This is a genomic window from Aureliella helgolandensis (genome assembly GCF_007752135.1).
GTDB classification, from domain to species: Bacteria; Planctomycetota; Planctomycetia; order Pirellulales; family Pirellulaceae; genus Aureliella; species Aureliella helgolandensis.
Genome location: NZ_CP036298.1, coordinates 672331 through 699315, shown reverse-complemented (window position 1 = coordinate 699315; position 26985 = coordinate 672331). Strand labels below are relative to the sequence as shown.

The following is a 26985-nucleotide window of genomic DNA, read 5'->3' as shown; positions in this document are numbered from 1 at the left end:
ACCGCTTCACTTTCAATTTTCTCGTAACTCTAAGCAGACTTCTTCTGCGTATCTCACGCGAGCTACTTCTCGCCTCTTGCTGGTGCGGTGCTTTGCATTGCGATGGCTCTGCACCGGCTACAGTCGCCTAGCTCGATGGCTTTGCCTGCTCGGCCGCGTGTTGACTTCGGCCAGTCCCAGCGGTGACGGTGCGATTGCATGGCCACTCCGACGAGTACGACTGAGTGGCATGAGCGAGGTAAGTGAGCTGCCTCCCCCCGTTCCGAATTTAACGATTATCCGACTTGCGCTTTCTGAAACCCCAATCATGCTGGGGATTAATGTCGCATTTCTGCGGCAAGTTTGACTTCCCGTTTTCAGTAAGGCTTCAGCGCAATGCCCAGCTCTTTTCGCAAGCATACTCTTGCATCCATTAAACGTATGGCCGAGGACATGTTGCTCCGCAACATGGCAATTAGAACCATCGATTCCTACACCTTCCACGTTGGGCGTTTTTCCAAGCACTTCGGAAAACTCCCCGAGGATCTGGGCCCCGAAGAGATTCGCGAATTCCAACTGTGGATGATCCAAGTGAAAAAATGTTCGTGGAGTTCGTTTAATCAAGCTGTTTGTGGCCTACGGTTTCTCTACACCTTCACGCTCCCCAGGCCGTGGGTCGTGAAAATGATTCCGTTCGGCAACCGGCCTAAGAAGTTACCCGTTGTGCTGGGGCAGGAAGAAGTACACAGGCTGATCGAGTGTGTAACAGTTCCCAAACATCGAGCGGTCCTACTGACTCTCTACTCGGCCGGGCTAAGGCTCAGCGAAGCAACCAACCTAAAGCTCCCGGACATCGACTCCGAGCGGATGCAACTGCGGATCATTCAAGCCAAGGGGCGCAAGGATCGCTACGTACCGCTCTCACCAAGGCTCTTGGCCGAACTACGAGAGTACTGGAAGATCAACAAGCCGAACCAGTACATCTTTCCGGGCAAGACCAACGATGTGCCACTTTCCGGAGCAACCATTCAGAAGACTTGCAAGATGGCCGCCGCACAGGCGCACATCAAGAAGATCGTTACTCCACATACTCTGAGACATTCTTTTGCGACCGGACTTTTGGAAGCAGGCGTCGATCTGATGGCGATCAGCAAGCTGCTCGGGCACAGCAGCTTTACAACAACGATGATCTATTTACACTGTCGGCGAGAGCACTTGGGATCGACCCCCAGCCCGATCGACTGGCTCCCGGCCCGGCAGTGCCCGCGCTGGATCGACCCGTCGCTGCAAGCTCCCAGCCCCAGCTCGACGCCCGCGAGCGATCCGATCTGAGTGTGGCCAGCATACTCAAGCGGTACACGGCTGACTTCATCAGCAAGTATCGACCGAGTCTCTCACGACAAGTCGAAAGCACACTAGCGAGGATCGGCTTCTGCCGCACCGCAGCCATGGGAGGTCGCACCTATGCTTGCAATCAGTGCCAGACCAAGATCTCGCTCTACAACTCGTGCGCCGACCGGCACTGCCCGCAGTGTAGTGGGGCTCGGCGCGCCGACTGGCTCGATAGAGCCGCTGAGCTACTGTTGCCAGACGTAACTTACTTCCAAGTTGTCTTCACGTTGCCAGACAAACTATCTCCGCTGATACTCGGTAATCGTCGCAAACTCTATCGTACCTTGATGCATACTGCTTGGGAGGCGCTCAAGGAGTGTATTGAAACCAAGCTTGGCATGCAGGCCTCTGCCATGATGGTCTTGCATACTTGGAATCAACGGCTGGGGCACCATCCTCACGTGCACCTCCTCGTTCCCGGCAGCGGCCCATCACTGGACGGACGGCGTTGGATCGAGTGTCGGCAAACCAAGCCCACGGGGAACTCACCCGCCAAGCCAACGTTGGTGGACAACAAGGAACTCAGTCGAGAATTCAGCGAACGTTTCCTACGTAAACTAAAATCGCTGCACCGTCGCGGCAAGCTGGATCTTGAAGAAGAATTGGCGGGACTTCAAGAGCCGCTGGCTTGGGCCAAATTCACTGACACTCTCCTCGCACACGACTGGTGTGTCTTCATCGAGCGACCACCGACGTCCAAGTCGTCTCCGGAGCACGTCTTGAAGTACTTGGCCAGATACATGACTGGTGGCCCCATCTCGGATCGACGCTTGGTGAGCTGCGATAACGACATCGTCACGTTCATGGCTCGCAACAAGGACAAACACAGCTCGGCTAGTCAAGTTTCAGAGAAACTCTCTGGAGTTGAGTTCATTCGATGTTGGTCACTCCACATTCTTCCCAAGGGTTTTACCAAGTCACGTTGCTTCGGAGGCTACAGCAGTGCTCGCCGCACGGCCTTCATCGCCTTGTGCAAGCAGCTCCATCCGCTCGCCGTGACGGAACAATGCGATCCTCAAGTCAACGACGCAATCACAGAGACGCAGGACATTCCGACAGAGCGTTGTTGTGCCAAATGCCAACAACCCATGCAACTCCTCTCCGAGACTCGTCGTCCGAGCTGGCGGGACCTATTCTATGGCCCCAACCATCACTCTTGGTTCGAGAGTTAGACTAGTGCCCCTACGCTACGACATCGTTACAGTATCCTGCTCCGATGCATACGCATTGACGGCCAACCGCTGCCCGCTGGTCACAGTTCACCGACGAAACAGTCCCCAACTGACGTCAGATTCTCTACGCGACTGCCCGGCAGCTCAACAAACTGCTTGCCAAGCCATCTCTGACTAGGCTAAACTGACTCTCATCAGACGCCAGCTCAATACTATCCGCATAGGACCCGTCGAGCGAAGCGTCTCAGCTCAACGGACAATCTATCCCTCCGTGCTCGCTGCGCTCCCAGTTGGGATAGATTGCTATTCGTTGGACAATCTATCCCTCCGTGCTCGCTGCGCTCCCAGTTGGGATAGATTGCTATTCGTTCTGTTTTCAAGACGTGAGTACCGCCATGGCCTCCATGATCTCTCCGAAACAACTCGTTCCCTCGATTCTGATTTGTCTATTCATCCTGGTGGGTGCCTCGGCTGCTCTGGCCGCAGCACAAGGGCTTCCTACAGAAGACGTTCCTGATTGGATACGTGGGCGCGGTGAACAACTTGAGCTTCGTCTGTCAGGGGACGTCACCCGCAGTGACGGCGGAAACGTCGATGGGGCTGAAGTCCAGATTCAGATCAAATACAACGATCAGGTTTTCGAATCATTCGAACCGCAAGTCGATGGCAAGAGATTCCAGATTTGGCTACCAGTCAATAAGTACCCTTGGTATAGCATCACCGTGAGTGCGACGTGCCGCGATGGGGCACGTTGCACACGAACGATTCTTCGGCAACAGCTCAGAGAACTCGTGGTTAGCGGCCTCAATCTGAAGGTCCAACTTCCAAAACGACAGGTGAAAGTCCGTGTGGAATATGATGGGAACGAAGTTGTCAATTCGACGGTCCGGGCCAAACTTTTCAATGGTGCAACGTTGCAATTGGAGACCAACGCAAACGGACTTGCGAAGTTGAAACTGCTTGACGAAGAGAAACTCGTGCAACTCACCGCCTGGTCGCAACAGCCAATTATCGGCGGATATCAATTCTCACGGACGCCCGTTCGCGACCCGCGAGCCGATTCGCATGTCATCTCGATGTACCGGTGCCGACCGTTTGAAGTCCACTTGAAAGACGCAAAAGGGCAGCCGATCGCCGGAGTCGAACTCGGTTTTCAGGCGGCTACGCCCCCACCTGATTCTAACTACCTTGGTACACCCGACGACTACAAGCTTGCAACGAATCAAGACGGCATCGCCACCGTCGCCTGGTACCCGGACATTGAGGATGCCCATTGCTATGCTGAAATATTGGACAATCGTTGGGTCATAGAATCTAGCCAGCGCGGTAAAGACAAGCTCGAAGTTATTGCGAATCGTGCTGTCGAACGCAAGAAGTTAACTGGCCACGTAATTGGAGATGGCAAATTCGCAGGTGGGTTCAGTGTCAAGTTGGGAAGCTTTCAGGCTGAACAGGAGGGCAGGGTTGATTTTGTCTACAGCTTTTCCGATGCGGATGGAAAATTTTCCGCAGACGTACTCCCCGACGCAACGTATGCCGTGTTTTTGGAAGACGACAAGTGGGTTGCGAACGCGGTAGACTTGATTCCCTTTGATTCGAAGACTGGGCAGCGAAATTCTCCGGAGCTGTTTCTGTCGTACGGCATTCCGGTTCGCATTACCTTGACCCAGGGAAGCGATCTCAAGCCAATTTCGGGGGCGTGGGTCAACATTGCTTCCGACCACAGTTTCACTTGGCTTGAGGATGGTCAAACGCGATCCGGCTCGCTCGGCAGAAACGGGAGCACCTTTGCGAATGACGAAGGCGTCATCGAGATGCTGGCACCGGAAGAAAAGCTTGAAGCCAGTGTATACCTAACCGACTGGCGAGCAACGCAAAGCATCGACGTGCGACGCGGGGAAAGCAACGAGATTCAGTTGCATCGGAAGGTAGATGAGGCGGTCGAAGTCACCGGCAGGATCGTTCCGTGGAAAGAGGATCAGCAGCAAATCGCCAGTGCAATTGTGCACATCAAAGCGATTGATGGTGAATCTGGCGATGAATTCCAATTAGAGACAGACGAAAACGGAAGCTTCCGAATCAAAACGAAAGCAGCGAAACTTGGGGCCATTTCATACTCGCCAGATAGACGCTTCATCGGTACTTTGGTGATCAAGGAGTTCTCCAAACCCGCGCGGATCCAACTCCATCCCACCAAGAGCTTTTCCGGGCGAATTACCGACCAAGGCGGAAATCCAGTTGCTGATCATAAGGTCTGGGCCTCGATTAAGATTGAAGACGAACGAGAATTTGGAACCGCTTACCCGACGACCTTTTACGTACCGCGAATTGAGACTCAAACCGACTCGGAGGGAAACTACCGATTCGATGGTCTACCCTGCCAGACCAGAATCCTGCTGGGGACGAACACGTTGGACAATGAACCGAATCGCTTTGAATCCGTCGACGAGGTTTACTATTTGCCTGATGACGACCTGCGCAGTCGGGTCACGAAGATCGGTACATCCACGAGTCGCGACGACCCGCTGCCACTAGCGCAGCGTTTTGCGTCGATGCATCGTGACTGTCGTCTTGGCAGCTACCATTTAATGGTAATCGTCTATGACAAATCGGAAGAGTCGAAGCGGGAGTTCATCAATAAGCATCTGCTCAATTACTCCGAGCACAAGGCAGTCGCCAGCTACATGCAACTGCAGGTCGACGTCAAAGAATTGTCGGCAGGGAACAACATGGCCTTCGTCGATGGATTCGATTGGCCTAAAGCTACGCAAGGGGTCTTCGCGTGTGCTTACGACATCGAGGGAAAGCAGCTGGGGCGAATTCGCATCGATCCAGAGGCTTCCGATGCCGCAGATACCGCTTACGAATTCGTCGAACGGCATGTGCCATCCCAACAGGACGCCGAAGCGAAATGGAACAAGGCCTTTCAGCAAGCGAAAGAACAGAACAAACTCGTTTGGGTCCGCACAGGCCAACGATACTGCGGTCCTTGCTTCATGCTAAGCAGGTGGATCGACGATCAGCGCGAGATTCTCGAAAAGGACTTTATTCTCTTAAAAATTGACGATTTTCGTGACCTAAACGGCCAGGCAATTGCCGAGCGATTGACGAAGGGCCGATCGGTCGGAGTCCCCTTCCACGCCATCTTCAATGCGAATGAAAAGTCTGTCACTGACAGCTATGGTCCACTGGGCAATATCGGCTTTATGTCTGGACTGGAAGGAAAGCGGCATTTTAAGACGATGCTGGACGAAGTATGCTCCAATATCAATCCGCAGGAAATTCAAGCGTTACTCGATTCCTTGCAAGACTAGGGGTGTGAAACTTGTCGTCGGCTTCGCACGGCAGCTCAAGTTTAGCACGAGTGCGCAACGAAAAGAAAACAGAACCAAGCAATGCAACCGAGTCGCGAAGTCGGGCATTTTGGCAATGGATGATCTCTCGTCGCGACCGGGTGATTGCAAACGACTATGAAGTCCTGGGTTTGGCAAGTGACGGTCGCCACTTTTTTTGAATTCTGTTATTCAGTCATGTCATGACGTGGTTTAGCCACTTGGAAGTTGCCTTCGTTAGAGAGCTTCGAAGGAGTATCGCTTCGGCCGGTGCACAATTTGCTTGTCAAGGATGTTTGATTAAACGACTATTCGAGGTGCGAACGCGTTTCACACTTCTGCTCCTGCTCACTTGGAGCAGGTCGCGTTCCCTCAGTTATCCATGCACGGTTCAAAGCATCGTTGTCGATGGTGAGTCCGTGTTGGCTGCAGCTTGCCTGGAGGCTTCGGTGAGCAGCAAGCTACCTTCCGTTGGTGTGGCACATTCTTTAGGGCGACGTGTCTGACGTTCCGACGATCCTGCGCGATCGATCCATGGGAATCAGTCAGTGGTCAATTGGTGTCGGTGCTCAGCACGTTTGGGTTGGTCTTGTCCTTGTCAAGTGTTCTCGTGTTCGGCGAAAGGGCTCCTGTGAACTCTGTTGGTATCGGTATTGAATGAGTCTGTTCAACTAGTGACGTGTCAAAAGGCTACGAGGTGCCGATTCGTTCTGCCGATGTCAATGCATCAGTCAGCGGATACAGGTTGTCCCTCGTAGCGATGGGGTAAAAGGGCGAGCAAGGCCGATTCGTTCTGTCGATGTTAGTGTGCTAATGGGTACGCTCATCAGGCAGGGGATACTGGCTTTCTTGCTCGCCGTGGTTTGGCGGTTTTCGTGGTGGCTTATTTCGACTTTGAGCCAATGGGACTTCTCGGCGTGGTGATTGATTTCGCCTGCGACTTGGCAGACTGCTGTTTCGTCGACTTACCAACCTGCGTGGGCTTCGACTTGGATTTTCTGGCTGACTTTGTCGTGGGCGACGCCTTGGCGGCGCAACGCCGCGTGAGCTCTTCGGCTTCGCGGGCTTCCCTGCGAAGGCGGCTTTTTCGTTGGTCCGAGTTCTCCTTAGGAGGCATCGTTCGAAACGTCTCCTCATCCAAGGGAAGCGTTCCATCGAACGACTTGGTAGTGCGAATCATGGTGACCGGATCCCAGTCCTTTTCATCGCGGAGCATGGCCCAAGCAATCACCGCGATTTTGCGAGCCAACGCCACCCCCGCCTTCTTCTTGCGTGTCTTCTGCTTACCGCAGATGCGATCGTAGACTCCCTTGGCCCACGGATTGTATCGCAGCGAGGCCCAAGCGCACTCGACAAGAATGGTCCGAGCCAGCGGGTTGCCCCGCTTGGTGATGCGGCCGTTGCGATCGGTTTCACCAGATTGAAATTGCCGAGGTACCAAGCCGAAGTAGGCCGACACTTGGCGTCCGTTCTCAAAGCGGTGCGGATCGTCGATGCAGGCAACCAGGATTTCAGCCGTGCGTGGTCCAACGCCGGGAATCGTGCGCAGTCGTACGATGCGAGGATCGGCCTTGCCGATCGCTTCGAGTTTCTTGACGACCCCGTCAAGTTGTGTGGATAGAGAATCGAGCTGCGTTAATTCAAGATCGAGCTCACCTTTCCACAACTCTTTCGCGGAGCACTCCGTAAGTGGTTTGCGATACGAGTTGATCAATGCGCGTCCGGTGTGCCAAGCTTTGTCCCCCCTGTCGATCGAGATGCCGTGGTTGACGAACCACGCGCGAATGGTGCATTTGATCTTGTTGATCCGCCAGTCGAGTGTTTTACGGTACTTAACCAGAGAGCGAAACTCACGATGCGCTTCCGAGGGCATGTGAACCGGCTTGAGTTCACTCATGGTAGCCATACGCGCCAGCTTGAGCGCATCATCCTTGTCCGTTTTGCGTTTAACGTTGGACCACTTCCAAGCCTCTTCGTTGGTCGAGCAGACGAACGTTTGGAGGCCCAAAGACTCAGCTAGATCGTTGATCCAGCCTGACGGACCACACGCCTCCATGACCACCAAGTCGATCTTATGCTTTTTGAAGACAGTCGAGAGGTAGTTGCGGTCGGTAGTGGCGTTGAGGAAGGAGTGTTTGCGAGTTTTTGTATCAAAGAAACAGCACATCGTATTGAATTTGCCGAAGTCAAGAGCGAGAATCTTCATAGTCCATGTGTCCTTTGGGTTTGGGGTTGGCACATTTGTGACAGTGGTTGCTTCCGGCAACCCGAGATCACGGGGCTGAGTCACCAGATTTTATTCGAACGGCTCCCGCCCCAAACCCAGGACTTACATGGATTCTTTATCCGACTGAAAACTCGTGAATCCATACGATCCACCACAGGCGCCTAACAGCAGTGCATGGCGTGGCAGACTTGCCGAACTTAGCCTTGGAATATACTCCTGGGGATTCAATCTATTTGGGGCTCTACTATGCTTGCTTGCGGCCTTCGGGCTTTGGGGCGCGATTGAATTGGCGTCGAAACTGAACGTCGCCGATAAACAGTTGGCTGGATTAGTATTGATGATCATTGATTCGGTCGTTTTTTCGCTTTTGGATGTTCTGGTTCGGACCCGCTCACGGCATGCAACTGTCGCGGTTGCGCTATTCTCACCGCGAACAGGCGGCAGCTTCTTCTTTGTTCCGATATGGTGTATTTTAGGTGCTCCAGGTGTTTTGCTTTTGGCGCTCACGCCCTTTCGTCGATAGCAAGGCCCTGCGGTATACTGGCGGATAACGAAACGATCCACCTCAGCCGCGAAATGAGGTTTTAGGAAGTGGTCGATCTCTCGTCGCGGCGAGGTGATCGTAAGCGTTCCCCTACTGAAATGCACTCTGCAGTGTTACGTGACATGCTTCGACAACGCTTCCTAACTCGTGCACTCGCTGCGTCATCGGACACCGGCCGTAAATCTGGGTTTGTCGCTGATGGGTACGACCGTTTAGTTTCCGCCGTGGAATCGGACGCACGCCTCATCATCGAGGCCAAATTTGCCGACGAGTGGAACGCGAGCGGGCTGATCCGTCGGTGGAAGCTTCATCGTAAAATGAACGCTGAAATTGCGATGCTCGTTGCCGAAATGATGCCTGACGTTTCGCCGGACGCTTTGTTCTGATGGTATACTCGTTGGCACTTGGCCCTGCTCGATACGGTTAGCGACCCGGCGTCCATGCTCGATCGAACACGGCGGGGAACCAAGGGTTGTTACGGAGCCGGGCCTGCGAGCGTTCAGCAATGGTAAATTAACTGTTCCGGCCCGCAAAACCCAAACGTTCGCCGAATAAATGCGAGTCGAATGCAGTGGATGAACACAAATCGATTTCAGGCAGTCCAACGAATATCAAACGCTTTCGACTGCCAATTGTGTTGGTAGTCGGGCTGCTTTTGCTCGCTTTCATATTCCACGACCGAATTCCGTCGACAGACAGTGGCACCGGACCCAAGCTTTCGTCACAGATCCCCAACGTTTCGGAAGCTGACATTTCCTCACACGAACTGCAAGACATCATCGATGCACTCGTGAGAACACACCATTGGTTCAAATCGTTGCCACTTGGCCGTTTCGAATACAGCGTGACTGTCACAAAAAGCGATGCAAGATACGAACGCGACATCGCGGAAGAGAAGGCAAGTTTCCCCGATTTGCTGGTCGACGAGACAACGTTTCCAACACTTGCGCGCGAATGGAAAATACACCAATCCTTGACGTTCGATGAGTCACGACTTGTTTGTGTCAGCCGCAGCAACGCGTTTGGAATACAAACCGAAGCGTGGGATGGGAACTCGCTTACTCGATACGTTGACTACGGCACCACGCAAGATCCGAACTACTACCTTAAGTCGGACGTGAGCGGAGCCATGTCAAAGCTCGCTTGGTTTCCTCAAGTGGGAACACCCGCAATCTGGTTCTACGATGCTACCGCCTCATACGACGGGCTGGACTGGCAACAGACACCACCCACTCTTGTTGGGAAGACTTGTTTTGCTGAACGCGATTGTGTTGTGTTGCGGGATGCGCATCATCATTGGATCGTTGGTCGCGAAGACTATAAGTTGTACGGGAGATACTCGCGAAACGACTGGGAACAATTTGATCAACATCGCGAAGTGACGGACGGCATTTTTTGGCCTATGGCTAGTATACGTATGCGCTATGGAAAAGAGGGGCTTGAGTGGACGGACCGAACGACCGTTATTTCGCTGAACATTGACGACGTCCCAGATGATTCGGTCTTTCAAATGAAGATGGAACCGGGTGTGAAAGTATGTGATTTGCGAGAAAAGTATCCAGTGGTGTTCACATCGGACCCAAACCGTACTGAGGAAGAATTAGCGAAGATTTACGCGGAAGCCAGAGAGAGCCATGATCGCGACGCATCGACTGTACGACGTTCGCGTGAACTGATCGGTAGAGTTGCTCCGGAACTAGGGAGAGGAACATGGCTCAACAGCGAGCCACTTTCGATCAACGAGCTGCGAGGCAAACGCTCGCTGCTTTTGGGATTCGGATATACCGCCTGTGCGCCCTGCGGGAATATGCTAGCGTTGTTCTCTAAGCTACAAGACACATCGACCGATCAGTTGATTCTTGTTTTTGCTGCGTCAGATTCAATCTCTGATGTGGAGAAGAAGTTAGATCTTTATAACCTTGACTGCCCCGCGTTCATTCCCAGCGATGAAACCGGATTCGGCGAAGTATTCGAGCGGTATCGCGTCACGGGATATCCGACGATTGTGGCAATTGATGGATCGGGTGCAGTGACTTCGCACCAGATTGGCGCGTTGAGCAATGAATAGTTGGGTAGACTAAGCTATGTGCAGTCGACCGGCTTTGCTGACACCATCCTGTAATGAGATACCGCGGCGAACCATGCCGTGAACCGGAGGACGGCATCGCGCGATTACAAATGGATAGATCAAACTGCCGTCCCCGGTTACGGCGGCCGTTATTTGGATGAAGAATGTTCGCTGCACCGCCCGTCGCAAACTTACTCGTGATTCGATCGCCAGACATCGATCGTGCGGTGAGATTCTACCAGCAGATGGGCATGCTGTTTGATCGACATTCGCACGGCAAAGGACCGGAACATTTTGCGTCAGACATTTGTGGGTTCGTGTTTGAAATCTACCCACAACGAGACGTCAATGACGTCACAACCAACACGCGAATTGGGTTTAACGTTGACGATGTTAACGGCGTCATTGATCTGCTTCGTGAGATCGATGCTGCAATTGTCACGGAACCAACTGACACCGAATGGGGACGCCGTGCTGTCGTCAAGGATCTCGATGGCCACACTGTTGAATTGGTAACGCCAGTAAACCGTGAAGCGAAGATCGTGGGCGAATACCGCAAGACAGACCGTACTGGCAACACAGAAGACGCCAAATAACAATCGGATGCACGACGAGTCGCCGAGTCGTCGTTTTTGAAGTTGAGGATCTTGCGCGGCGACCGCGTGATCCGTGCCGTTCTGCCTTCCAAGATGCGACGATCCGACGCGAATGGCTTTAATGGATAACGACCCGAAATGACGATCTAACCAAGAAGTGATCAACTATTCACATACGGAGTGCTAGGATGAAACTGAAACTTAGAGCTGCCTTCTCAATAACTGCAATGTCGATACTAGCATTGGCGATTGTGGGCTGGTGTAATCGAACCACATCAGAACCAAATGCGACCACGCTCGCCAGAACGTCAGATCCAGATGGAGACCAGGGCAGGACTTACAATGTCACACGTCCGATACGTGAAACACATTCGATGGACGTTAACTACCTTGTTATGCGTCCCGTTCGCGAACAGCATTCCAAAACGGTTAGCTACACGCAAATGACTTTGGTTCGAGAGATCCGGTCAAAATTTGATCCAGAGACTGGCGAGAAAAAGGAGTATACTGTCGCGCGGCACGTACCTGAGCAGCGGGAAAAGATCGTAGACTACGTTGTTACTAATATGGTGCCTGAGCAAAAGACAAGAACGGTTAAATACACAACCGTCCGCTTCGAGACTAACAAAGTTTCCAGATAATACACAGCAATCGGCAGAACCACGCGTTGGACTGGAGTCGCCGAGCCAGTCATACTTTACAAACCACCGTAGCCCGGCGACCGCAGTCAACGCAATCGTTCCTCGGCTCAGTAACACCAACAGATCCTACGCGGATCATCTAATGTATCCCTCTCCTGACGCGACGATTCGATGGACTACAACAATGTTCTTTGGCGTCTTTCTTACCGCGGCCAATCCGTTTGGCGTATGGGTTGCTCGTCGCAATGCGTTTGATGTCAACGGAATTGAACTGACCGCCTGGTGGTATGCATTCGCTCTATTTGCTCCAATCCTCTCCGTCGTTCTAACAATTTCGGTCCCACGAACGAATTGGATCTGGGAGCGAGCACTCGCTAGCAACACGTTATTCGCACTGATGTTGGCTTCCCTTGCACACATCCCCATAATGTATATTAACGGCGGCTTCCAGTGACGTTTTCCGAACCATCGCACGCTAACTGACGACTTGAAAATCGACTACTCCAAATACGCATGGCGGGTCCGAATGTCGAGGAACCACGCATTGCACGCCAGTTCCGGAGGCGGCTCAACTTTACACAATCTGTCACGTCCCGGAACGGCGTGAATGCCAACGTTATTTGGCAAAGACATGGATGAGCGCACATCGTTACATCTTCGCCAAACTGCCGCGTGGTGTACGCAACAACTGAGTGCTGGATTCACGATGCGTACTGCGGCACTTCGCCCCGAGTTGGTTGCCAGTGATGCCCCACTTACGCAACTCTATGCCATCCACGATCACCAAGAACTGTTACCGACCGCCGTTAGTTTCATCTGCAAACAACGCCAACAGATCATCGAAGCAACAGGACTCGCTCTTCCTGAACTTGATGCTTGCCTCAAGCTCGGTCGCGTTTACTGCACGGACTTCGACACAGATTCGTGTGCTGCGGCCACAGAGCCATCACGCGGGTTTTTCAACGACTGCGATATTCCCGGGTGGGATTCGTGGTTTGCGTACGAACCGACAGACAAACTAACCCGTCTCTATGGCTGGGTGCCAAATGAGATGTACGACGCCGTGAATTACGGTATGCTTGTGATTCCAGTAGAGTGCGTTTGGTGGGTCGAACGTCTCCCCGCTGCAGCCAAATAACCAAGCCGTGTACCGGAGCACTCAATCACGCGGCAACTGAAATCAAAGCCTTCCGTTCGTGCCCGGTTACGGCAGGCGTTGAACTGGCCTGGGGGAAGCTTCGGCGCACTCAATTGTAAAGTGTGATTCAATGGGCATCACAATTCAAGGCCTTTTTCAAGAGCACTTCGCCGCACTTAAAGCGACGCGACCTCTCTCTAGAGACATGTGGAGGGCGGGCGTTCGCTTGCGTGATTGCCGCACCTCGAAACTGGGTATTCACGTCACACGTTGCCCAGATGGTCACGTCTCCTCTATCGCTTACAACTCGTGTAGACACAGGTGCTGCAAAGTCTGCAGCGGACTGGAACGCGAGCGTTGGATGCTGCGATGGGACACCCGCTTGCTCCCTTGCCCGCATCATCACGTCGTATTCACGATACCACATGAACTGCTAGACCTGTGGCGATACAACAAAAAGACCTTGGCAAGTATCTTGTTTGCTGCCGCATCCCAAACGTTGAGAGAACTCCTAGCCGATCCCAAGTACTGTGGGGCCCGAGTCGGATTGCTCGCCGCACTGCACACTTGGAGTCAAACACTGGCCGCGCACGTGCATCTACATGTACTGGTTACCGCCGGGGGGCTCGATTCCAGCAATCATTGGAAGCCTGCTATTAAGAACTGCTTGCTGCCACGGAAGGTCGTGATGATCGTCTTCCGCGGCAAGTTCCGAGAGTTTACGATGCGGGCGATCCAGCAAGGCAAGCTGGAGATCCCACCCACGACAACGGCCAGTTACTGGATTGGTCAACTCAATCGTTTGGGACGGGTCCCCTGGAACGTCAAAGTATTTGATCGCTACAAGCATGGACAGGGCGTAGCACGCTACCTGGCTCGGTACTTGCGGGGCGGGCCGATTGGGAGCCATCGGCTCATCTCGTGCACTGAGGGAAAAGTGCGGTTTCGCTACCGCGTATCAGCTAAGGCCAACGCTGATCGCACGCGGCAAGGAGTGATGCCTCTGGACACCACCGAATTCCTGCACCGCTTCCTGGAGCATATGCCACCGCGTAGGATGCAGACGGTCCGCGGCTATGGATTGTATGCCGGCAACCAGCATAGCCATCTGGCTGAAGCCTTCACTGCGTTAGGCTCAACTCCTCCGGACCTGTCCAGTGGTCCTGTAGGCATGACTGAATTGCTGGAACAACTGGGGCTCGACCCGAGCCTCAACTGTTGCCCGATATGCGGGAAGCAGCTGATCATCGAACGTGAATCGCGTCCCTACTGGCGTTCAGCCCGAAGTCCGCCGCCACTACTACAGCCCTCTTCTACCTTGGTTGGTACCCCTGCATGATGCCTCGCACCTTGACACTGGATTCAAAAATACTCTCTAATTGTAGGGCTAGCGGTGCGCACTGGCAAAACCAAAGGTGCTACACTGCTCTAATTGTCGGCTGACCTGCTACCGAAAAACTTGGTAACCTCCTAAGCCACTCGTGACGCGGCAGCCCACTTCAACAAAGCAATGCACCCCAGCCGCCGATCGAGTCCTGAGTGCTAAAAATTGAACCCCGGCGGCGAGGTGATTGCAAGCGTTTACCCGACTGAAGACCGTTTGAATTCACATCCATGACCAACGCTCACGCCAATTGGTTGACCGTCGAATATCCACGCGTAGCATCATTCTGCATCCCGCCAAACGCGACGCATGAACTGATGGACGACGATTGTACGATCTGCGTAACGCATCACGAGACTGACGTTCTGGCTGGACTTTTTCCGCTCCGACAGTCGGCAACTGCCAGCAAAGATTCACTCGAACGTGAACTGCGTGATTTCACGGACAGATGTGTTCGCCCCCGTTCCGAGGTTTCGTCTGAATCTTACGAACCGGCGATTGACGTTGACTTCCATGGCGTCGCTTGTATCCAATCCGTGTTGACGATCGGTGCTGACCGAATTTGGATGGCGCGTGCTTATGCTCGGATTGGGGGTAATAACCTGCTGCTTGTGCACTGGAACGGTCCTCGAGATATCGCAACAGAATTTCCGCTGAAGTTGTTCAGCTCACTTGTTCCACTGTTCGCAATCCAAGGCGACGGGTAACCATCCCGTGCACCGAAGGACGGCTTGCGCGGTTTCACAAATGGAAAATCAATCGTCCGTCCTCGGTGACGGGTAACGTTCTCGGATGCACTTAGATGCTCGGGTATTGATCCTATTTCGGTTGCCCAGTGGCCACGGAGGGGAACGAAGTCTAGACGTGAAAACGCATTGCCAGACGGACTTGACAGCCCAGGCTGACGAGTAGATCGTTGGGCAATAGATGCAACATTGGGAAACGCATGAATGCACTCGCTTCGCGGTAGTCCAGCTGGATGGAAGCGATGGAGAATCCAGCTCGACGCTGGGTCATTCGGTCAGGGGATCTCGCTCGTTAGAACGCCACACTCGCCAAGCAGGTACATGCAATTCCAGGCAGTCCTGTGCGATCATAAGCCACCTTTGCTATACTGATGTTGGTGCATCCAAGCTCCTGGCCCCAACAATTCAGAACCGAGAACAAAGTGTTGCACGGCAGTTCCGGTGGCCGCTTCACTTTGCACAACGAATCAACTCCCGGAACACCGTGAACACTGCCGTTCTCGGATTCAATGTGAGGCTCGGACATTGAGTCTATTTCGGTTGCCTAGTAGTCACCGAGAGGAACGAAGTCTAGGCGTGAAAACGTATTGCCAGACGGACATGCTAGCCAGGAAGACTGAACGAAGCTCAAGCAGTCTTTGGGCAATGGAAGCACTTTTCCCATCCGCTCGAATGCGATTGCTTCGGGAAAGTCCAACCGTACTAAAACCATCGACGCTCCATGCAGGTGCTAATTCGTTCGGTCAGGGAAGGTCCGGTCGCAGCCCTGCAGGATTGCCCAGACTCGCCCGGATGACTCGATGCAATTCCAGGCGGTCCTGATTGATCCTAAATCACGTTTGCTATAATGAGCACGGTCGGACCGAAACTCCTGGCCCTAGCGATCCAGGCCCGAGAACAAGCCGATGCACGGCAGTCGGCGACATTTAGCCAGATTTACCACCAAATCAACCTCGCCGACGGAGTGATCGGCACCGTTCTGTCCCTAAATGCACATTGCGGCAATGCATAAGCCGCTCACCAATTGGGAAATGTTGAATCGATTCAGCGTACGCTAACTGAATTCCGTATTAGCATGGCTGAATACGTCATGCTTCACCTGATCCATTACGAAGGTCGCCCCTTTGAGGCTGCCCCCCGGCATGCAATCAAATTACTCGACCACACGGAGCTGCTGCTTCCGTCTTTGGCCGAATGTGCTGAGGCCATTCGATCGTTATGTCGTCGTGGCCTTACCTACGTGATCGATCTTTCGATCCAGCGCTCAATTGCCACTTACATCGCTTCACGTCACGGACGGGGCCCAACCGATGGATTACCGCTTGTTGGTCAATTCGACTTCACATTGGCCGGAGCTGAGCTTTGGCGCGCGATCCTTAACTTTGAGCATCCCGAAATGGGAACGGACTATTACTGGCACACTACCTTGTCCTGCATTTACCGACGGAACGCAACGATTTTGATTGGCTACGAATTGGACTGGGTGCTGAAAGACGCTAGGCTATGTGAACTTCAGCCGACAGCCCCGTATGAGCAAATCGGCGTTTGGCGCAGCCAATGGTGGCGTGAGATACCGTCCGGCTACATCCAGCGGTGTCGGCCACTAGCGGACTGACGGGACAGAACCATGCGTTGCAACGAAGCCGCCGAGCAGGTCTAGCGTACTAAACAATCAACTACGGCGGCTCGCTGAACGCCGTCGTTCGTCCTCATATGGATTCCCGAAAACATTGCATGCTCACGTGAAATCCAACCTGGGAACCATCTTTCTGTTTACGGCGTTTGTCGCTTGTCTCTTGGGGTATTCTTATCTGCTTGGCCGATATAAATCTCTCGAAGAGCAGCTTAGGATTGAACAATATACTCACCCAAGATTTGAAGCAAACACGCCCGCAGGCTGCGTCGATATCCATTGCGTGCTACGCACCGATCCCTCGGCTGCCTTGGTATACACATTAGAAATCAAGACTGGTGAGCCTCATGTCCTTCGCTGGAATTTGGACGGGACGGAGGCTGAATTTGGTTCCTATTGGTCTCCGCACTCGTGCTCGCACAGCTCGGAAATCTCTGTTGCAGCGGTCCCAACGGCGTCTGGTGCTTCTGTCACTGTCCTGATCAACAGGATTAACGTTTGTCCTTTTCCGAGGATTCAGGCGTGATTGCATCACTCAAAGAGCCAAACGGCAACGGCTACGGATCTGGAGGTTACTATGACGATTACTCGCCGCCAGAAAAGATCATCGAATGGGCTGGGCAACGCAATGCTCTGCTTTCACTTGAATACGGAAAGAAGGAAACAGAGGACGAACCAAGCGTTGCAACGAAGCCGCCGAGCTAGTCCGATTTGCTAATAACTCAAACCCGGCGGCTCGCTGAACGCCAGCCGTTCGTCGATCTGATAGACTAACGCGATGAACACCGTCTACATTGAAACATCTATCGTTAGCTATCTCCGGCAACGCCCGAGCTCTCAGGTGGTGATGGCGGCGCGCCAACTATTGACGAGCAAATGGTGGGACACCGAGCGAACCAACTACGAACTCGTTGTGTCGCAATACGTGCTCGACGAGGCGTCGGCCGGGAATCCTACATTAGCCGCAGAACGCGTGCAGGCACTGGCTGGGATTCCATTACTTCCAAATGCTCCCCAAATCACGCAAATTGCAAACGAGATCATGACTCGGGCGATTCTGCCTCCAAAAGCGCAGGTTGACGCGTTGCACATCGCCACGGTAGCTCATCATCGAATACAATACTTATTGACCTGGAACTGCAAGCACATTGCAAACGCGAAAATCTTGCCCCGTATCCATCAGGTTCTCACCGACGCTGGGGTTCCCATTCCGGTGATTTGCACACCAGAGGAGTTGCTTGGAGATGATTCAGAAATCGACGGCTGAAACGCCAATTGAAGAAATCCATCGCATCCGACGCGAAATATCTGACCGATTCGGCGGCGACATTGCGGCAATAGCTGCGGACGCTGACCGCCGTGCAAAAGCGTCTGGCCGACCTATTTGGCAAGCAGAGACGACGAACCAAACGATGCAACGGAGCGGCGGAGGCGACGTTTCTGGCAATGGTGACTCAACTCCCGCCGCCCGCTGATCGTCACCGTTCGCCATGTTAAGACATGACCCCGGGTTCATCGCCCAGCTTCGCGATTGTCTCGGATCTTCTGTACTTCCTGAAAGTACGCTTCGGCAATCGATTCCGTGGAAGTTCCAACGGCTAGTCTTCGAGCGAGCTCCGCAGCTTCCTCTGCACGGCGAACAAGCCCGGCCCACACGTACAAGCGTGCCTCTTGCAATTTTAATTGCGACTCCATAGATATGTTCAATTCTTGCATTGCATGGCTGAGCGTTTCCGTTGGTGAAGCATTTTCCAATTCACTCACCGCAAGTTCTACAATCGACTTGCGATCGATTTTTTCAATTTCGGGTAGCTGGGGTAGGATTGACGCTAGAATACCAACAGCCTCAAGGTTACCACTTGCGTTTGTGAATCCTTCACGTATCGAACGGTCCGCTTCATCGAACCTTCCGCAATTGACTAGTGTTTGGATTCGAAATCCTCTGAGGATCTGAATCAGAGGTTCGTCTACGGGTCCAATCTTGGCCAGTTCTTTGTCAATTTCCGCAATTACCACATCTGGATCTTCTGCGTGTTTTTGGCGGAACTCCGACATTCGTCGGATTGCTAAACTAACATCCTGCTTAACTTCATATTTCCTCGCGAATCCCGCTCGATCCCATCTCCCAGTCAAAATTTCCTCTAGGGTACTTCTTAGTCCGCCGTGCTCGCCGATCCATTCCACTCGGCCATCTTTGCCAATGATGAAGATCTTTGGGATCGAAAAATTTCCACTGGCCGCCATATACTCTTTGTAAACGCTCTGATCAGGATCACATGCAATCGCATAGACCTCAGCGATATCCAAATAGGTCTTCCCCGAAATACCCGGTACCTCCTTCGCCAAGAACTCATCCAGTTTCTCTCTCGATTCGTTGCTCAAGCTAATCAACTGAACCCCTCGATCTGCAAACTCGTTTTGAATGTCTTCCATAAGCGGCATCGCTGCAATACATGGCGGACACCAGGTGGCCCAAAACTCGACCACATAGATCGTGTCCCGGTTGTATTGCTCTATCTTAAGAGAGTTGACCTCGTTCTTGCGAAAACAAAACTCAGCGTCGATGTGCGGGGCGGTAGAGCCAACTTTCAACGTCTTGGGCTCGTTTGAAGTTGTTTTCTGATCTTGTGCCCAGCATTGCGTCCCTATTGGGAGATAGAATATGCTGACTAGGATAAATTTGATCTGGGACGCTTTCATTAGAGTTCTCCAATGCTTGAATGACGAAGACATACCGAGAGTCGTTTTGGTGTATGCCCGTACTATTACACAAGTACAGTGCTTCGTCAATAATTTAGCTTGTGAAAAGAATCACATGGCGAACCAGGGAATGCACACCGAGTCGCCGAGCTGATCAAGCTTTACCTCAATATCTCACTCGGCGACCGGGTGATTCCTACCGTTCGCCAAATAAGTCAGCCCTATGGAATCCGCATACACGCTCGATCCAAGTAGAACATTCGACTCTGAATCGTTTGGTGTGGAATACGCCATGACCGAATTGCTAATCTTGATGATACTTCAACACAACGCTAAGCGTTTGGAATATCGAACAGTAGACGGGGAATTTCGCGTCGCTGAGATCATTGATGAACAAGCCTTTGAGTTCCCTTCTCCGCCTGAATGTGCGCGGGATCCAATTCTCAAACACCTACAAATGATCTTCGACGTTTCCCCCGGCTCAGCCAAGCAAAAACAGCTAAAGGTTGGCACATCCCAGGCAGCAGCTCGATGCGAAATCTCGGCAGACTATCAGTATGCGACCATTACCGTTGTGCATCCCTTTACACCATACGCTGACCTGCTCTCCGAATTGCGCCGATTCTGGCGAACCCATGCTGCAAACAAAGGATACTTCGCTTTGCTCAAATTCTACCTCCAGTCATACTTATGGAAACTGGAAGACTTGGCGAACCAAGCGGTGAACCGAAGCCGCCGGTAGTGCCGTTACGTACATCATCATCAAACCCGGCGGCATCGGTTACCGCCGCCGTTACACCGGTAGCATTTTGCGGAGATCCGAAATTGACCTCTCAGTTCTCGATGCGAACGATGATTCTTCTCACTGCGATTGTTGCGCTGTACTGCTGCTGTGCATCGATCTATGACCACTGGTACGAATCCAAATACGCCGGATTCGTTGGTGCCGACAAACTTGCCAAACTCGAACCAGGAACCTCGTTTGACAGTGTCGCGGCTCTTTACTCAGGATCGAGTAAGATCACTCCACAGAGCATTGTCGATTTGGGGCCGTCCGAAAACGGTAAGATTCTAAATCTAGAGGGGTTTACTAGGGTAAGTCCTTCATTAATCACCCTATTGAACGATAAACTTGCGAAAATGGAAGCAGGGGATGAACTGTATTGCTTTGACGAACCACATGGAGGCGGAGTGTACCTTCAATTTCGAGACGGAAGACTTGTAAACCACGTGCCGAACAACTACCAGCCGACAATTCAACTTATGGAAGTGAATCGCCTTCTATTGCCGCCGCTGTTCTTGCGATTCGGATTATTACCATTCTATGTTCCATTTGCTATTCTCATTCTCTTCGTTTATGGCCGCCTGAGTCATCAAAAGAGAGCAACACCAAAAACAATCAACGTGCGACGCAGTCCGTAATCTATTCAAGATCCGGTGTAACCACGGATTGAACGCGAGTTCCGTTGGCCAATCAACTTTGCGGTTCAATGTCATGCGACGGAACCGCGTTAATCCCAGCGTTCCCCGACTGAAATAAGATGCTCCCGTTCCTGACGTTGATGATCGTCCTTTGCTACATCTGGGTCGCGTGCGATCCGTGGATGCAAGAGGCATTCCTCGTTTATGGGCGAGCCTTTCGCGCTGCCATCGATATGAAAGCGTGGGACATTATGTTTCGCTGTGGCTGGCGTCTTTTCGCTTTGCTCGCTGCAATCGTCTTGACGCTTGGTTTTGCCGCGGACGCGCTTTTGATTAGCGCAAACGATCTTGGACGTCCGCTTGCATTCGCCTGGACATCACTGGTGGTGCTCGCGGTCACCCTTATACCCTGGCCGTTTGCAATTGCTGCATATCGATACCGCCGAAAAATTGACGGATTTGTTCACGAACTCACGCCCATTGCAGAACGGATCGCTGCTACCAATGATCTGGCCAACACCTTTGATCTCGCACAATACGAGAACGACGGCGACTGGATCGCTTGGCATCCGAACGCAAGCGAATTCAAAGCTGCGGACGAAGGCTCCGTTTGGCGACGGATTGCTCCGGTATTTTACACATCCCTGACAAATCCTCGTTCCGTCGTATTTGCAATTGATTGGTCTAGCTTTCTTGTCTGGGGTAACCTTCCGACGCTCCCATCACACATGAACTTTTTGCCTTTTCGCGGCCCCGGGTCGACTGCGTTTCGCTATCTTGGTGTTCGTAGATCGACGGCCAACACCGATTGCTGGGTGATTCGATCGGACAGGGACATGCAGGACGATTCGGGGAACCAGTCCGTGCACCGGAGCGGCGTCAGCGAGTTTCCTGATGGTTAGTTTTACTCGCGCCGCCCGGTGACGGCGGGACGTTCGTCGATCTGATAGACTAACGCGATGAACACCGTCTACATTGAAACATCTATCGTTAGCTATCTCCGGCAACGCCCGAGCTCTCAGGTGGTGATGGCGGCGCGCCAACTATTGACGAGCAAATGGTGGGACACCGAGCGAACCAACTACGAACTCGTTGTGTCGCAATACGTGCTCGACGAGGCGTCGGCCGGGAACCCTACATTAGCCGCAGAACGCGTGCAGGCACTGGCTGGGATTCCATTACTTCCAAATGCTCCCCAAATCACGCAAATTGCAAACGAGATCATGACTCGGGCGATTCTGCCTCCAAAAGCGCAGGTTGACGCGTTGCACATCGCCACGGTAGCTCATCATCGAATACAATACTTATTGACCTGGAACTGCAAGCACATTGCAAACGCGAAAATCTTGCCCCGTATCCATCAGGTTCTCACCGACGCTGGGGTTCCCATTCCGGTGATTTGCACACCAGAGGAGTTGCTTGGAGATGATTCAGAAATCGACGGCTGAAACGCCAATTGAAGAAATCCATCGCATCCGACGCGAAATATCTGACCGATTCGGCGGCGACATTGCGGCAATAGCTGCGGACGCTGACCGCCGTGCAAAAGCGTCTGGCCGACCTATTTGGCAAGCAGAGACGACGAACCAAACGATGCAACGGAGCGGCGGAGGCGACGTTTCTGGCAATGGTGACTCAACTCCCGCCGCCCGCTGATCGTCACCGTTCTGCCAAAGAGATATGAAGATCGCACCACTCGTCCTCTGCCTTTCGATGTCGACAGTCGCTGCTGCGCAATCGCCGGAAGCTGCCGCCAACGCCTATTTCGCCGCGCTGGCAAAATCCGACAAGAATGTACTGGTTGACATCGTGCACGAACCAAGTGCCACGCGAATTGGGAAATCCATACTTGCGGCATCACCGATGCTTCACCGCAGCGGTGACAGCGATTTCTTCGAGATGATCTTTGAACGGGTGCCCAGCTCAGCGGAAATCGAAACAATGTCACCCGTACAAGCGTTTGCGGAGTACATGTGCGAACCTACAGAGACGGAAGAAGACAATCCGGTTGTGCGAACTATTCTCGGGTCGGTCGCCGAGGGTGACTCGCTCGCCCATGTTGTCTATCGTGTGAACGGCATGCCGAATCTTTCCGAGAAGTCGCGCGATGTGCTAACCTGCGTGAAGCATAGCGGGGAGTGGCGAGTTGTCGTGTCGCCTCGTGTTTGGGACGCCTACATGAATTTCATGCTTCAGCCCGCGATGGCAAGACTATCCGAAAAGAAGGCAGCACACTCCGATGCACCCGCGTCCGCGAGTCGGGGCGAATTGGAAATGGAAGATCTTCCGCGCGGACCGGGTGATCGGTGACGTTCGCCGACCAGACCAACGTATGTACCGACACATTGTCTTGCAGCTGACTCTGAGCGTATTGGTTACCGGATGCGGGAGTCCCGAGGTTACGATCAACATGGCATCTATGGATGACGACACGTTGCTCGAGAAAATGAGCGACATCGCGTTTCAGAAGATGGATGCTGCGGATGATGTTCTCTCCAAGGTTGATGAGCCTTACCGCACCGTCGCTATCATCTATGCTGCACAAGGCGTGATTGACAATGGTGGGCTCGTCTACTTCTTCGAGAACGACTGGCCCCGCACTCCCCCATATTCAATTTACGCAGATGCTTACGAACGCATTGACAGATTGGAGGCAGCCCAAGCAATTCGGGACGCAGCGGCGTCGTTCGGGGTCAAAAACCCCGAAAAGGACATCGACTCACGTCGCCAATACATCGAGAATCACTACAACGAAGACGAGTTTGAAGTCGATGGTTGGAACGATTGCGTCTGTGGCGACGAACAGGTGTGGAGCAATCTTGCCACGTGGGTACGCCACTACTCTGCCGAGTGACCACAAGGGGCGGCGCACAAACCACTGCACCCGAGCGGCGAAGTCGGGCGTTTTTTCAAATGGACAATCTCTCGTCGCCGCCGGGTGATTGTGGACGTTCGCCGACTGTAGTTTCATGAAACATCACCTCCTAGTCGCTGGCTTCCTAATGCTGGCTCTCGGATTTACCTATGCAATCTACCACAACGCGACGCGGGAGCCGCGTTACGTTGGTGGTCCCGTTGCCATTGTGCAAGGTACTCCTCCTCGACACGGAATGCTGGGCGTTTCTCTCAGCGAGGCGCCAAACGAACTAATGGTAGGAGACGTGCTGGTTAACGGTCCAGCGTTTCAATCGGGGATACAGGCGGCGGACGAGATTATTGCGATCGACGAAATGGACGTTGACTCCGTCGAGCAATTTTTTGCCTGGATTCAAACAACTCAACCTGGCGATCGAGTAGTAATCCGCGCCATTCGGTCTGGCACCGAATTGGGCTTGGATGTTCGACTATGTGATTTTGGCTCGATACTGGCACTTCGAAGACGGGGCGAATTCGAGGAACTGCGTGCGTTGCCCGAATTGGAATTGGAAGATGGCTCAGGTCAGTGAAACACACGGGTAGAGGCAGGCTTGTCCACGTAGCTGGTAGTCGTTGTGCTCGGTATGACGGTGATTCGTTAAGCGTGGTAGTTGACCTGGCTCAGCTACTCGGCGGCGAACCATCGGATGCAGGCGAGCACGCGAATCGGCTGTTTGGTGATGGCAACGTCGTCTGCGCGTGCCGCCTGATCCGTAACGTTCGTCGAAAGGAAACAATTGAACAACGTAGAACTCTTATCGAAGCTCCATAGCGAATTGCGCGATGCGATTGCGTCACACTACGTTGACCTTACACATGAATTCGATGACGTATGTGGCTATGCAGTTTGTGCCCCATCAACCTTCGAACACATAATCCCAGCGTACCAATTGACATCGGAACTCCGCGACCGCCCAACCGATTCTTTGGGCCTCGCATCATACTTTCCACCCGAATGGAACTCGTTTGGGACCATCTTCTTTGACGACGGTTTCAACTCGCTGGTGGCCGAAATCTCCAATCGCCTTTGGGGAGACGATTGCATCGAACCCAGCGCGGCCTACGAGGCGATACTGAAAGTCCTAATTGACCTCGAACGCGAAGGCATATTCGGTCCGCGATCGACCGATCGGTTTGTTACAATGTGGGACGTTGGAGGCGATGAATCCATGATCATTGCAACGTCCGAAAAGCTGAACTCCCCGGACCTTCACTCACACGTACTAACTACGTTCGGACGAAACACGTAAAGACCGACGAACCAAGCGATGCACCTAAGTCGCGGAATCGGCCGGTTTGACAATGGAAAATCTTTCGCCGCGACTGGGTGACCGCAGTCGTTATCGAGCATAGAAATGAAATCAGCTTTCCTAGCAGTACTTTTTATGGGCCTGGTGTGTACTTCAGTTTCGTGCACGCACGAAGTACCTCCGAACACTCCGCACCTTCAGGAAAGTGCAAAGGGCGAACCGAAAACCACGGACCAGGAGTTGAGAAAGCCCGCGTCTGTGGCGGAAGCAGCTAAAGCAATCGATCTCTCGACTTTTCCAATCCTGCCAAACGTTTTAGCAATACATGCCAGATCTGTCGCGCGCTTGGAATATGTGGTTGGTCTGAAATCGTTTGATGTGAGAAGCGAGTATGAGTTTCAACGCCGCAATCTGCTGGAGCGGCAGTGGCAGGAGCTACCCGACGGAGACGGGCAATTCACTCGTTCAGGATTTCATCTTTATGTGACTGTTCAGATGCATGATGAACGAGGAAAGGCCGTGGTGAAGTTGCAAAACAATGGCAACGTCAATACCAGCAAGTTGCCGGTACCTGGCGACGCAAAATACATTAAAACAGCCTATAACGTCGCGGACTCTGAGGCCACGACCAACGTTAACGAGACGAGAGAGTCAGTTCGTGCGCTGCTGATAGAACAAGGGTGGCAACCGTATGGCACTAGAGGTGATGTGATGGATATGAAGAAGAACGCTGTGCTACTAACCGCGTCAGTCGCAAGCTTGCGGCAGCCAGGGCTAACCAGGATTGCCTACTGGACTACCCAAATGCCAGCTGACTTGCCGGTGCCTCCCAATTCGGAATCGATTCTGTATCAGTCTGACGAAAATCACCTTGAGCTGGTCGCCGCGGGAAGCGTTGATGAGATCACCTCATATTACAAAACCGCCCTAGGATCATCAGAATGGAATTCAACTACGGAGAGACCGATCCATGAGGACCAGCAATTCATCTTACTCTTTCGCAACCCTGCAAAAGACATGCTGCGATTAGGAATGAGTGAAAGAACAAAAGAACGGACGCGAGTAACGCTCAAGTACAAGTCGTTTGCGGAAATCGACGAACATGACCGAAAGCGCTAACACCACCATGCACCGCAGTGGCCGATCAGCGGCCCTCGGCGTTCGAGACTTTTTTGGCGGCCACTCGGTGATGGTTGCCGTTATCGCAGAGATGGAGAATTCCCGTGGCGTTGGTAAACGCTGGAATGCCGTGCGCTCTTTGCGGTGAATCAATCGCCGATCCCATGCGCGACACATTCGCCATGACGAAGTGGGGCATCGACGACCTGCGATTTGCCGTCCTCGACGACGCCGCGTGCCATCAGTCGTGCGTTGACCAATGGGATCTTCGCGACGAATTCATCGGCTTTTACAACCGCAACTGCAAGAATGAACTCTACGTTGATCGTCGCGGTCACGTTGCTTACCGCTTCGATTACGCGCACTGGTTCTTCAACGCAATGGCTCTGACATTTGGCATCCTGATTTGCGGGCCACCATTGGCGCTGCTGGAGGCAGATAGGCATACACGGTTTTCACGTGTTACTGCTTTCATAACGCCGTATGCGATCCTGGCGATGGTCGTTATTTCCTGTACAATCTGGTGGTCGTTTGGTGTCGCACTGCTGTACGGCGCAATGCTCTGGGGCCTTGCCATATGCGTAGCATTCGCCATCGTCGTTGTATGGCCAACCGTACTGGACAGATTGCGATAACCATCCCGTGCACCGAAGTACGGCTTGCGCGGTTTTACAAATGGAAACTCGATCGTCCGTACTCGGTGACGGGTGACGTTATGCCACTAAA

At 53.0% G+C, this 26985-nt stretch carries 31 protein-coding genes; 28 read left to right on the top strand and 3 right to left on the bottom strand.

The window, feature by feature from the left end:
* Positions 1–375 precede the first annotated feature (375 nt).
* From Q31a_RS02565 to Q31a_RS02555, 3 genes are all read left to right on the top strand, one after another.
* Positions 376–1311 (top strand): tyrosine-type recombinase/integrase, encoded by a 936-nt coding sequence (locus Q31a_RS02565; protein WP_145073538.1) that lies wholly within the window; start codon positions 376–378, stop codon positions 1309–1311.
* Between the two features lie 2 nt (positions 1312–1313).
* The gene (locus tag Q31a_RS02560) at positions 1314–2543 is read left to right on the top strand and encodes an IS91 family transposase (RefSeq protein ID WP_197355562.1); all 1230 of its coding nucleotides are present in this window, start codon (positions 1314–1316) and stop codon (positions 2541–2543) included.
* Between the two features lie 395 nt (positions 2544–2938).
* Positions 2939–5857: a thioredoxin family protein gene (locus Q31a_RS02555; RefSeq protein ID WP_145073532.1), complete on the top strand. Its 2919-nt coding sequence runs from the start codon at positions 2939–2941 to the stop codon at positions 5855–5857.
* Positions 5858–6758: 901 nt separating this feature from the next.
* On the opposite strand, the gene Q31a_RS02550 is transcribed toward Q31a_RS02555, so the two are convergent.
* Positions 6759–8081, bottom strand: coding sequence for an IS110 family RNA-guided transposase (locus Q31a_RS02550; RefSeq protein WP_231691039.1), 1323 nt, complete (start codon positions 8079–8081; stop codon positions 6759–6761).
* Between the two features lie 154 nt (positions 8082–8235).
* Here Q31a_RS02550 and Q31a_RS29885 point away from each other — a divergent pair, with 154 nt between their 5' ends.
* The 9 genes from Q31a_RS29885 (at position 8236) to Q31a_RS02510 (ending at position 15180) form a co-directional block, all read left to right on the top strand.
* Complete coding sequence (locus Q31a_RS29885) at positions 8236–8625, top strand: hypothetical protein (RefSeq protein ID WP_197356076.1); 390 nt, start codon at positions 8236–8238, stop codon at positions 8623–8625.
* Between the two features lie 143 nt (positions 8626–8768).
* A complete protein-coding gene (locus Q31a_RS02545; protein WP_145073529.1) occupies positions 8769–9032 on the top strand; it encodes a hypothetical protein in 264 nt (87 codons plus the stop codon).
* Between the two features lie 185 nt (positions 9033–9217).
* A complete protein-coding gene (locus tag Q31a_RS02540; RefSeq protein ID WP_145073526.1) occupies positions 9218–10714 on the top strand; it encodes a TlpA family protein disulfide reductase in 1497 nt (498 codons plus the stop codon).
* A gap of 164 nt (positions 10715–10878) precedes the next feature.
* Complete coding sequence (locus tag Q31a_RS02535; protein WP_145073523.1) at positions 10879–11310, top strand: VOC family protein; 432 nt, start codon at positions 10879–10881, stop codon at positions 11308–11310.
* 188 nt (positions 11311–11498) lie between these two features.
* Positions 11499–11951, top strand: a complete 453-nt coding sequence (locus tag Q31a_RS02530; RefSeq protein WP_145073520.1) for a hypothetical protein — start codon at positions 11499–11501, stop codon at positions 11949–11951.
* 184 nt (positions 11952–12135) lie between these two features.
* The gene (locus tag Q31a_RS02525) at positions 12136–12405 is read left to right on the top strand and encodes a hypothetical protein (protein WP_145073517.1); all 270 of its coding nucleotides are present in this window, start codon (positions 12136–12138) and stop codon (positions 12403–12405) included.
* Positions 12406–12558: 153 nt separating this feature from the next.
* Positions 12559–13089: a hypothetical protein gene (locus Q31a_RS02520; protein WP_145073514.1), complete on the top strand. Its 531-nt coding sequence runs from the start codon at positions 12559–12561 to the stop codon at positions 13087–13089.
* A 130-nt stretch (positions 13090–13219) separates the two neighbouring features.
* Positions 13220–14428: an IS91 family transposase gene (locus tag Q31a_RS02515; RefSeq protein ID WP_145073511.1), complete on the top strand. Its 1209-nt coding sequence runs from the start codon at positions 13220–13222 to the stop codon at positions 14426–14428.
* A gap of 275 nt (positions 14429–14703) precedes the next feature.
* The gene (locus tag Q31a_RS02510) at positions 14704–15180 is read left to right on the top strand and encodes a hypothetical protein (protein WP_145073508.1); all 477 of its coding nucleotides are present in this window, start codon (positions 14704–14706) and stop codon (positions 15178–15180) included.
* Between the two features lie 151 nt (positions 15181–15331).
* On the opposite strand, the gene Q31a_RS29880 is transcribed toward Q31a_RS02510, so the two are convergent.
* A complete protein-coding gene (locus Q31a_RS29880; protein ID WP_197356075.1) occupies positions 15332–15490 on the bottom strand; it encodes a hypothetical protein in 159 nt (52 codons plus the stop codon).
* Positions 15491–16309: 819 nt separating this feature from the next.
* Between Q31a_RS29880 and Q31a_RS02505 the strand changes: the two genes are divergently transcribed.
* From Q31a_RS02505 to Q31a_RS02490, 4 genes are all read left to right on the top strand, one after another.
* Positions 16310–16834 (top strand): hypothetical protein, encoded by a 525-nt coding sequence (locus Q31a_RS02505; protein ID WP_145073505.1) that lies wholly within the window; start codon positions 16310–16312, stop codon positions 16832–16834.
* A gap of 516 nt (positions 16835–17350) precedes the next feature.
* Entirely contained in the window at positions 17351–17557 is a 207-nt protein-coding gene (locus tag Q31a_RS02500) for a hypothetical protein (RefSeq protein WP_145073502.1), read from the top strand.
* Between the two features lie 73 nt (positions 17558–17630).
* The gene (locus Q31a_RS02495; protein ID WP_145073487.1) at positions 17631–18119 is read left to right on the top strand and encodes a type II toxin-antitoxin system VapC family toxin; all 489 of its coding nucleotides are present in this window, start codon (positions 17631–17633) and stop codon (positions 18117–18119) included.
* Positions 18097–18327 carry a hypothetical protein gene (locus Q31a_RS02490; protein ID WP_145073484.1) on the top strand — a complete coding sequence of 77 codons (231 nt, stop codon included), beginning with the start codon at positions 18097–18099 and terminating at the stop codon, positions 18325–18327. The genes Q31a_RS02495 and Q31a_RS02490 overlap by 23 nt, the downstream gene beginning before the upstream one ends.
* A gap of 37 nt (positions 18328–18364) precedes the next feature.
* Here the strand turns inward: Q31a_RS02490 and Q31a_RS02485 are convergent, their stop codons facing one another.
* Positions 18365–19552 (bottom strand): peroxiredoxin family protein, encoded by a 1188-nt coding sequence (locus Q31a_RS02485; protein WP_197356073.1) that lies wholly within the window; start codon positions 19550–19552, stop codon positions 18365–18367.
* Between the two features lie 223 nt (positions 19553–19775).
* Between Q31a_RS02485 and Q31a_RS02480 the strand changes: the two genes are divergently transcribed.
* The 12 genes from Q31a_RS02480 to Q31a_RS02435 all read left to right on the top strand — a co-directional run bounded on the left by Q31a_RS02480 (position 19776) and on the right by Q31a_RS02435 (position 26894).
* Positions 19776–20294, top strand: a complete 519-nt coding sequence (locus Q31a_RS02480; RefSeq protein ID WP_145073496.1) for a hypothetical protein — start codon at positions 19776–19778, stop codon at positions 20292–20294.
* A gap of 110 nt (positions 20295–20404) precedes the next feature.
* Positions 20405–20974, top strand: a complete 570-nt coding sequence (locus tag Q31a_RS02475; RefSeq protein WP_145073493.1) for a hypothetical protein — start codon at positions 20405–20407, stop codon at positions 20972–20974.
* Positions 20975–21093: 119 nt separating this feature from the next.
* A complete protein-coding gene (locus Q31a_RS02470; RefSeq protein ID WP_145073490.1) occupies positions 21094–21876 on the top strand; it encodes a hypothetical protein in 783 nt (260 codons plus the stop codon).
* 57 nt (positions 21877–21933) lie between these two features.
* Complete coding sequence (locus Q31a_RS02465) at positions 21934–22422, top strand: type II toxin-antitoxin system VapC family toxin (RefSeq protein WP_145073487.1); 489 nt, start codon at positions 21934–21936, stop codon at positions 22420–22422.
* Positions 22400–22630, top strand: a complete 231-nt coding sequence (locus Q31a_RS02460) for a hypothetical protein (protein WP_145073484.1) — start codon at positions 22400–22402, stop codon at positions 22628–22630. Before Q31a_RS02465 ends, Q31a_RS02460 begins: the two co-directional genes overlap by 23 nt.
* A gap of 24 nt (positions 22631–22654) precedes the next feature.
* Positions 22655–23284 carry a hypothetical protein gene (locus Q31a_RS02455; RefSeq protein ID WP_145073482.1) on the top strand — a complete coding sequence of 210 codons (630 nt, stop codon included), beginning with the start codon at positions 22655–22657 and terminating at the stop codon, positions 23282–23284.
* 22 nt (positions 23285–23306) lie between these two features.
* Positions 23307–23828 carry a DMP19 family protein gene (locus tag Q31a_RS02450; protein WP_231691037.1) on the top strand — a complete coding sequence of 174 codons (522 nt, stop codon included), beginning with the start codon at positions 23307–23309 and terminating at the stop codon, positions 23826–23828.
* A gap of 115 nt (positions 23829–23943) precedes the next feature.
* The gene (locus tag Q31a_RS02445; RefSeq protein ID WP_145073477.1) at positions 23944–24420 is read left to right on the top strand and encodes a S1C family serine protease; all 477 of its coding nucleotides are present in this window, start codon (positions 23944–23946) and stop codon (positions 24418–24420) included.
* Between the two features lie 207 nt (positions 24421–24627).
* Positions 24628–25140 (top strand): DUF4303 domain-containing protein, encoded by a 513-nt coding sequence (locus Q31a_RS29875; RefSeq protein WP_197356067.1) that lies wholly within the window; start codon positions 24628–24630, stop codon positions 25138–25140.
* Between the two features lie 105 nt (positions 25141–25245).
* Positions 25246–26259, top strand: a complete 1014-nt coding sequence (locus Q31a_RS31510) for a hypothetical protein (protein ID WP_231691036.1) — start codon at positions 25246–25248, stop codon at positions 26257–26259.
* Complete coding sequence (locus Q31a_RS30665; protein ID WP_231691035.1) at positions 26243–26407, top strand: hypothetical protein; 165 nt, start codon at positions 26243–26245, stop codon at positions 26405–26407. The genes Q31a_RS31510 and Q31a_RS30665 overlap by 17 nt, the downstream gene beginning before the upstream one ends.
* A 16-nt stretch (positions 26408–26423) precedes the next feature.
* Positions 26424–26894, top strand: a complete 471-nt coding sequence (locus Q31a_RS02435) for a hypothetical protein (RefSeq protein ID WP_145073474.1) — start codon at positions 26424–26426, stop codon at positions 26892–26894.
* Positions 26895–26985: the final 91 nt, after the last annotated feature.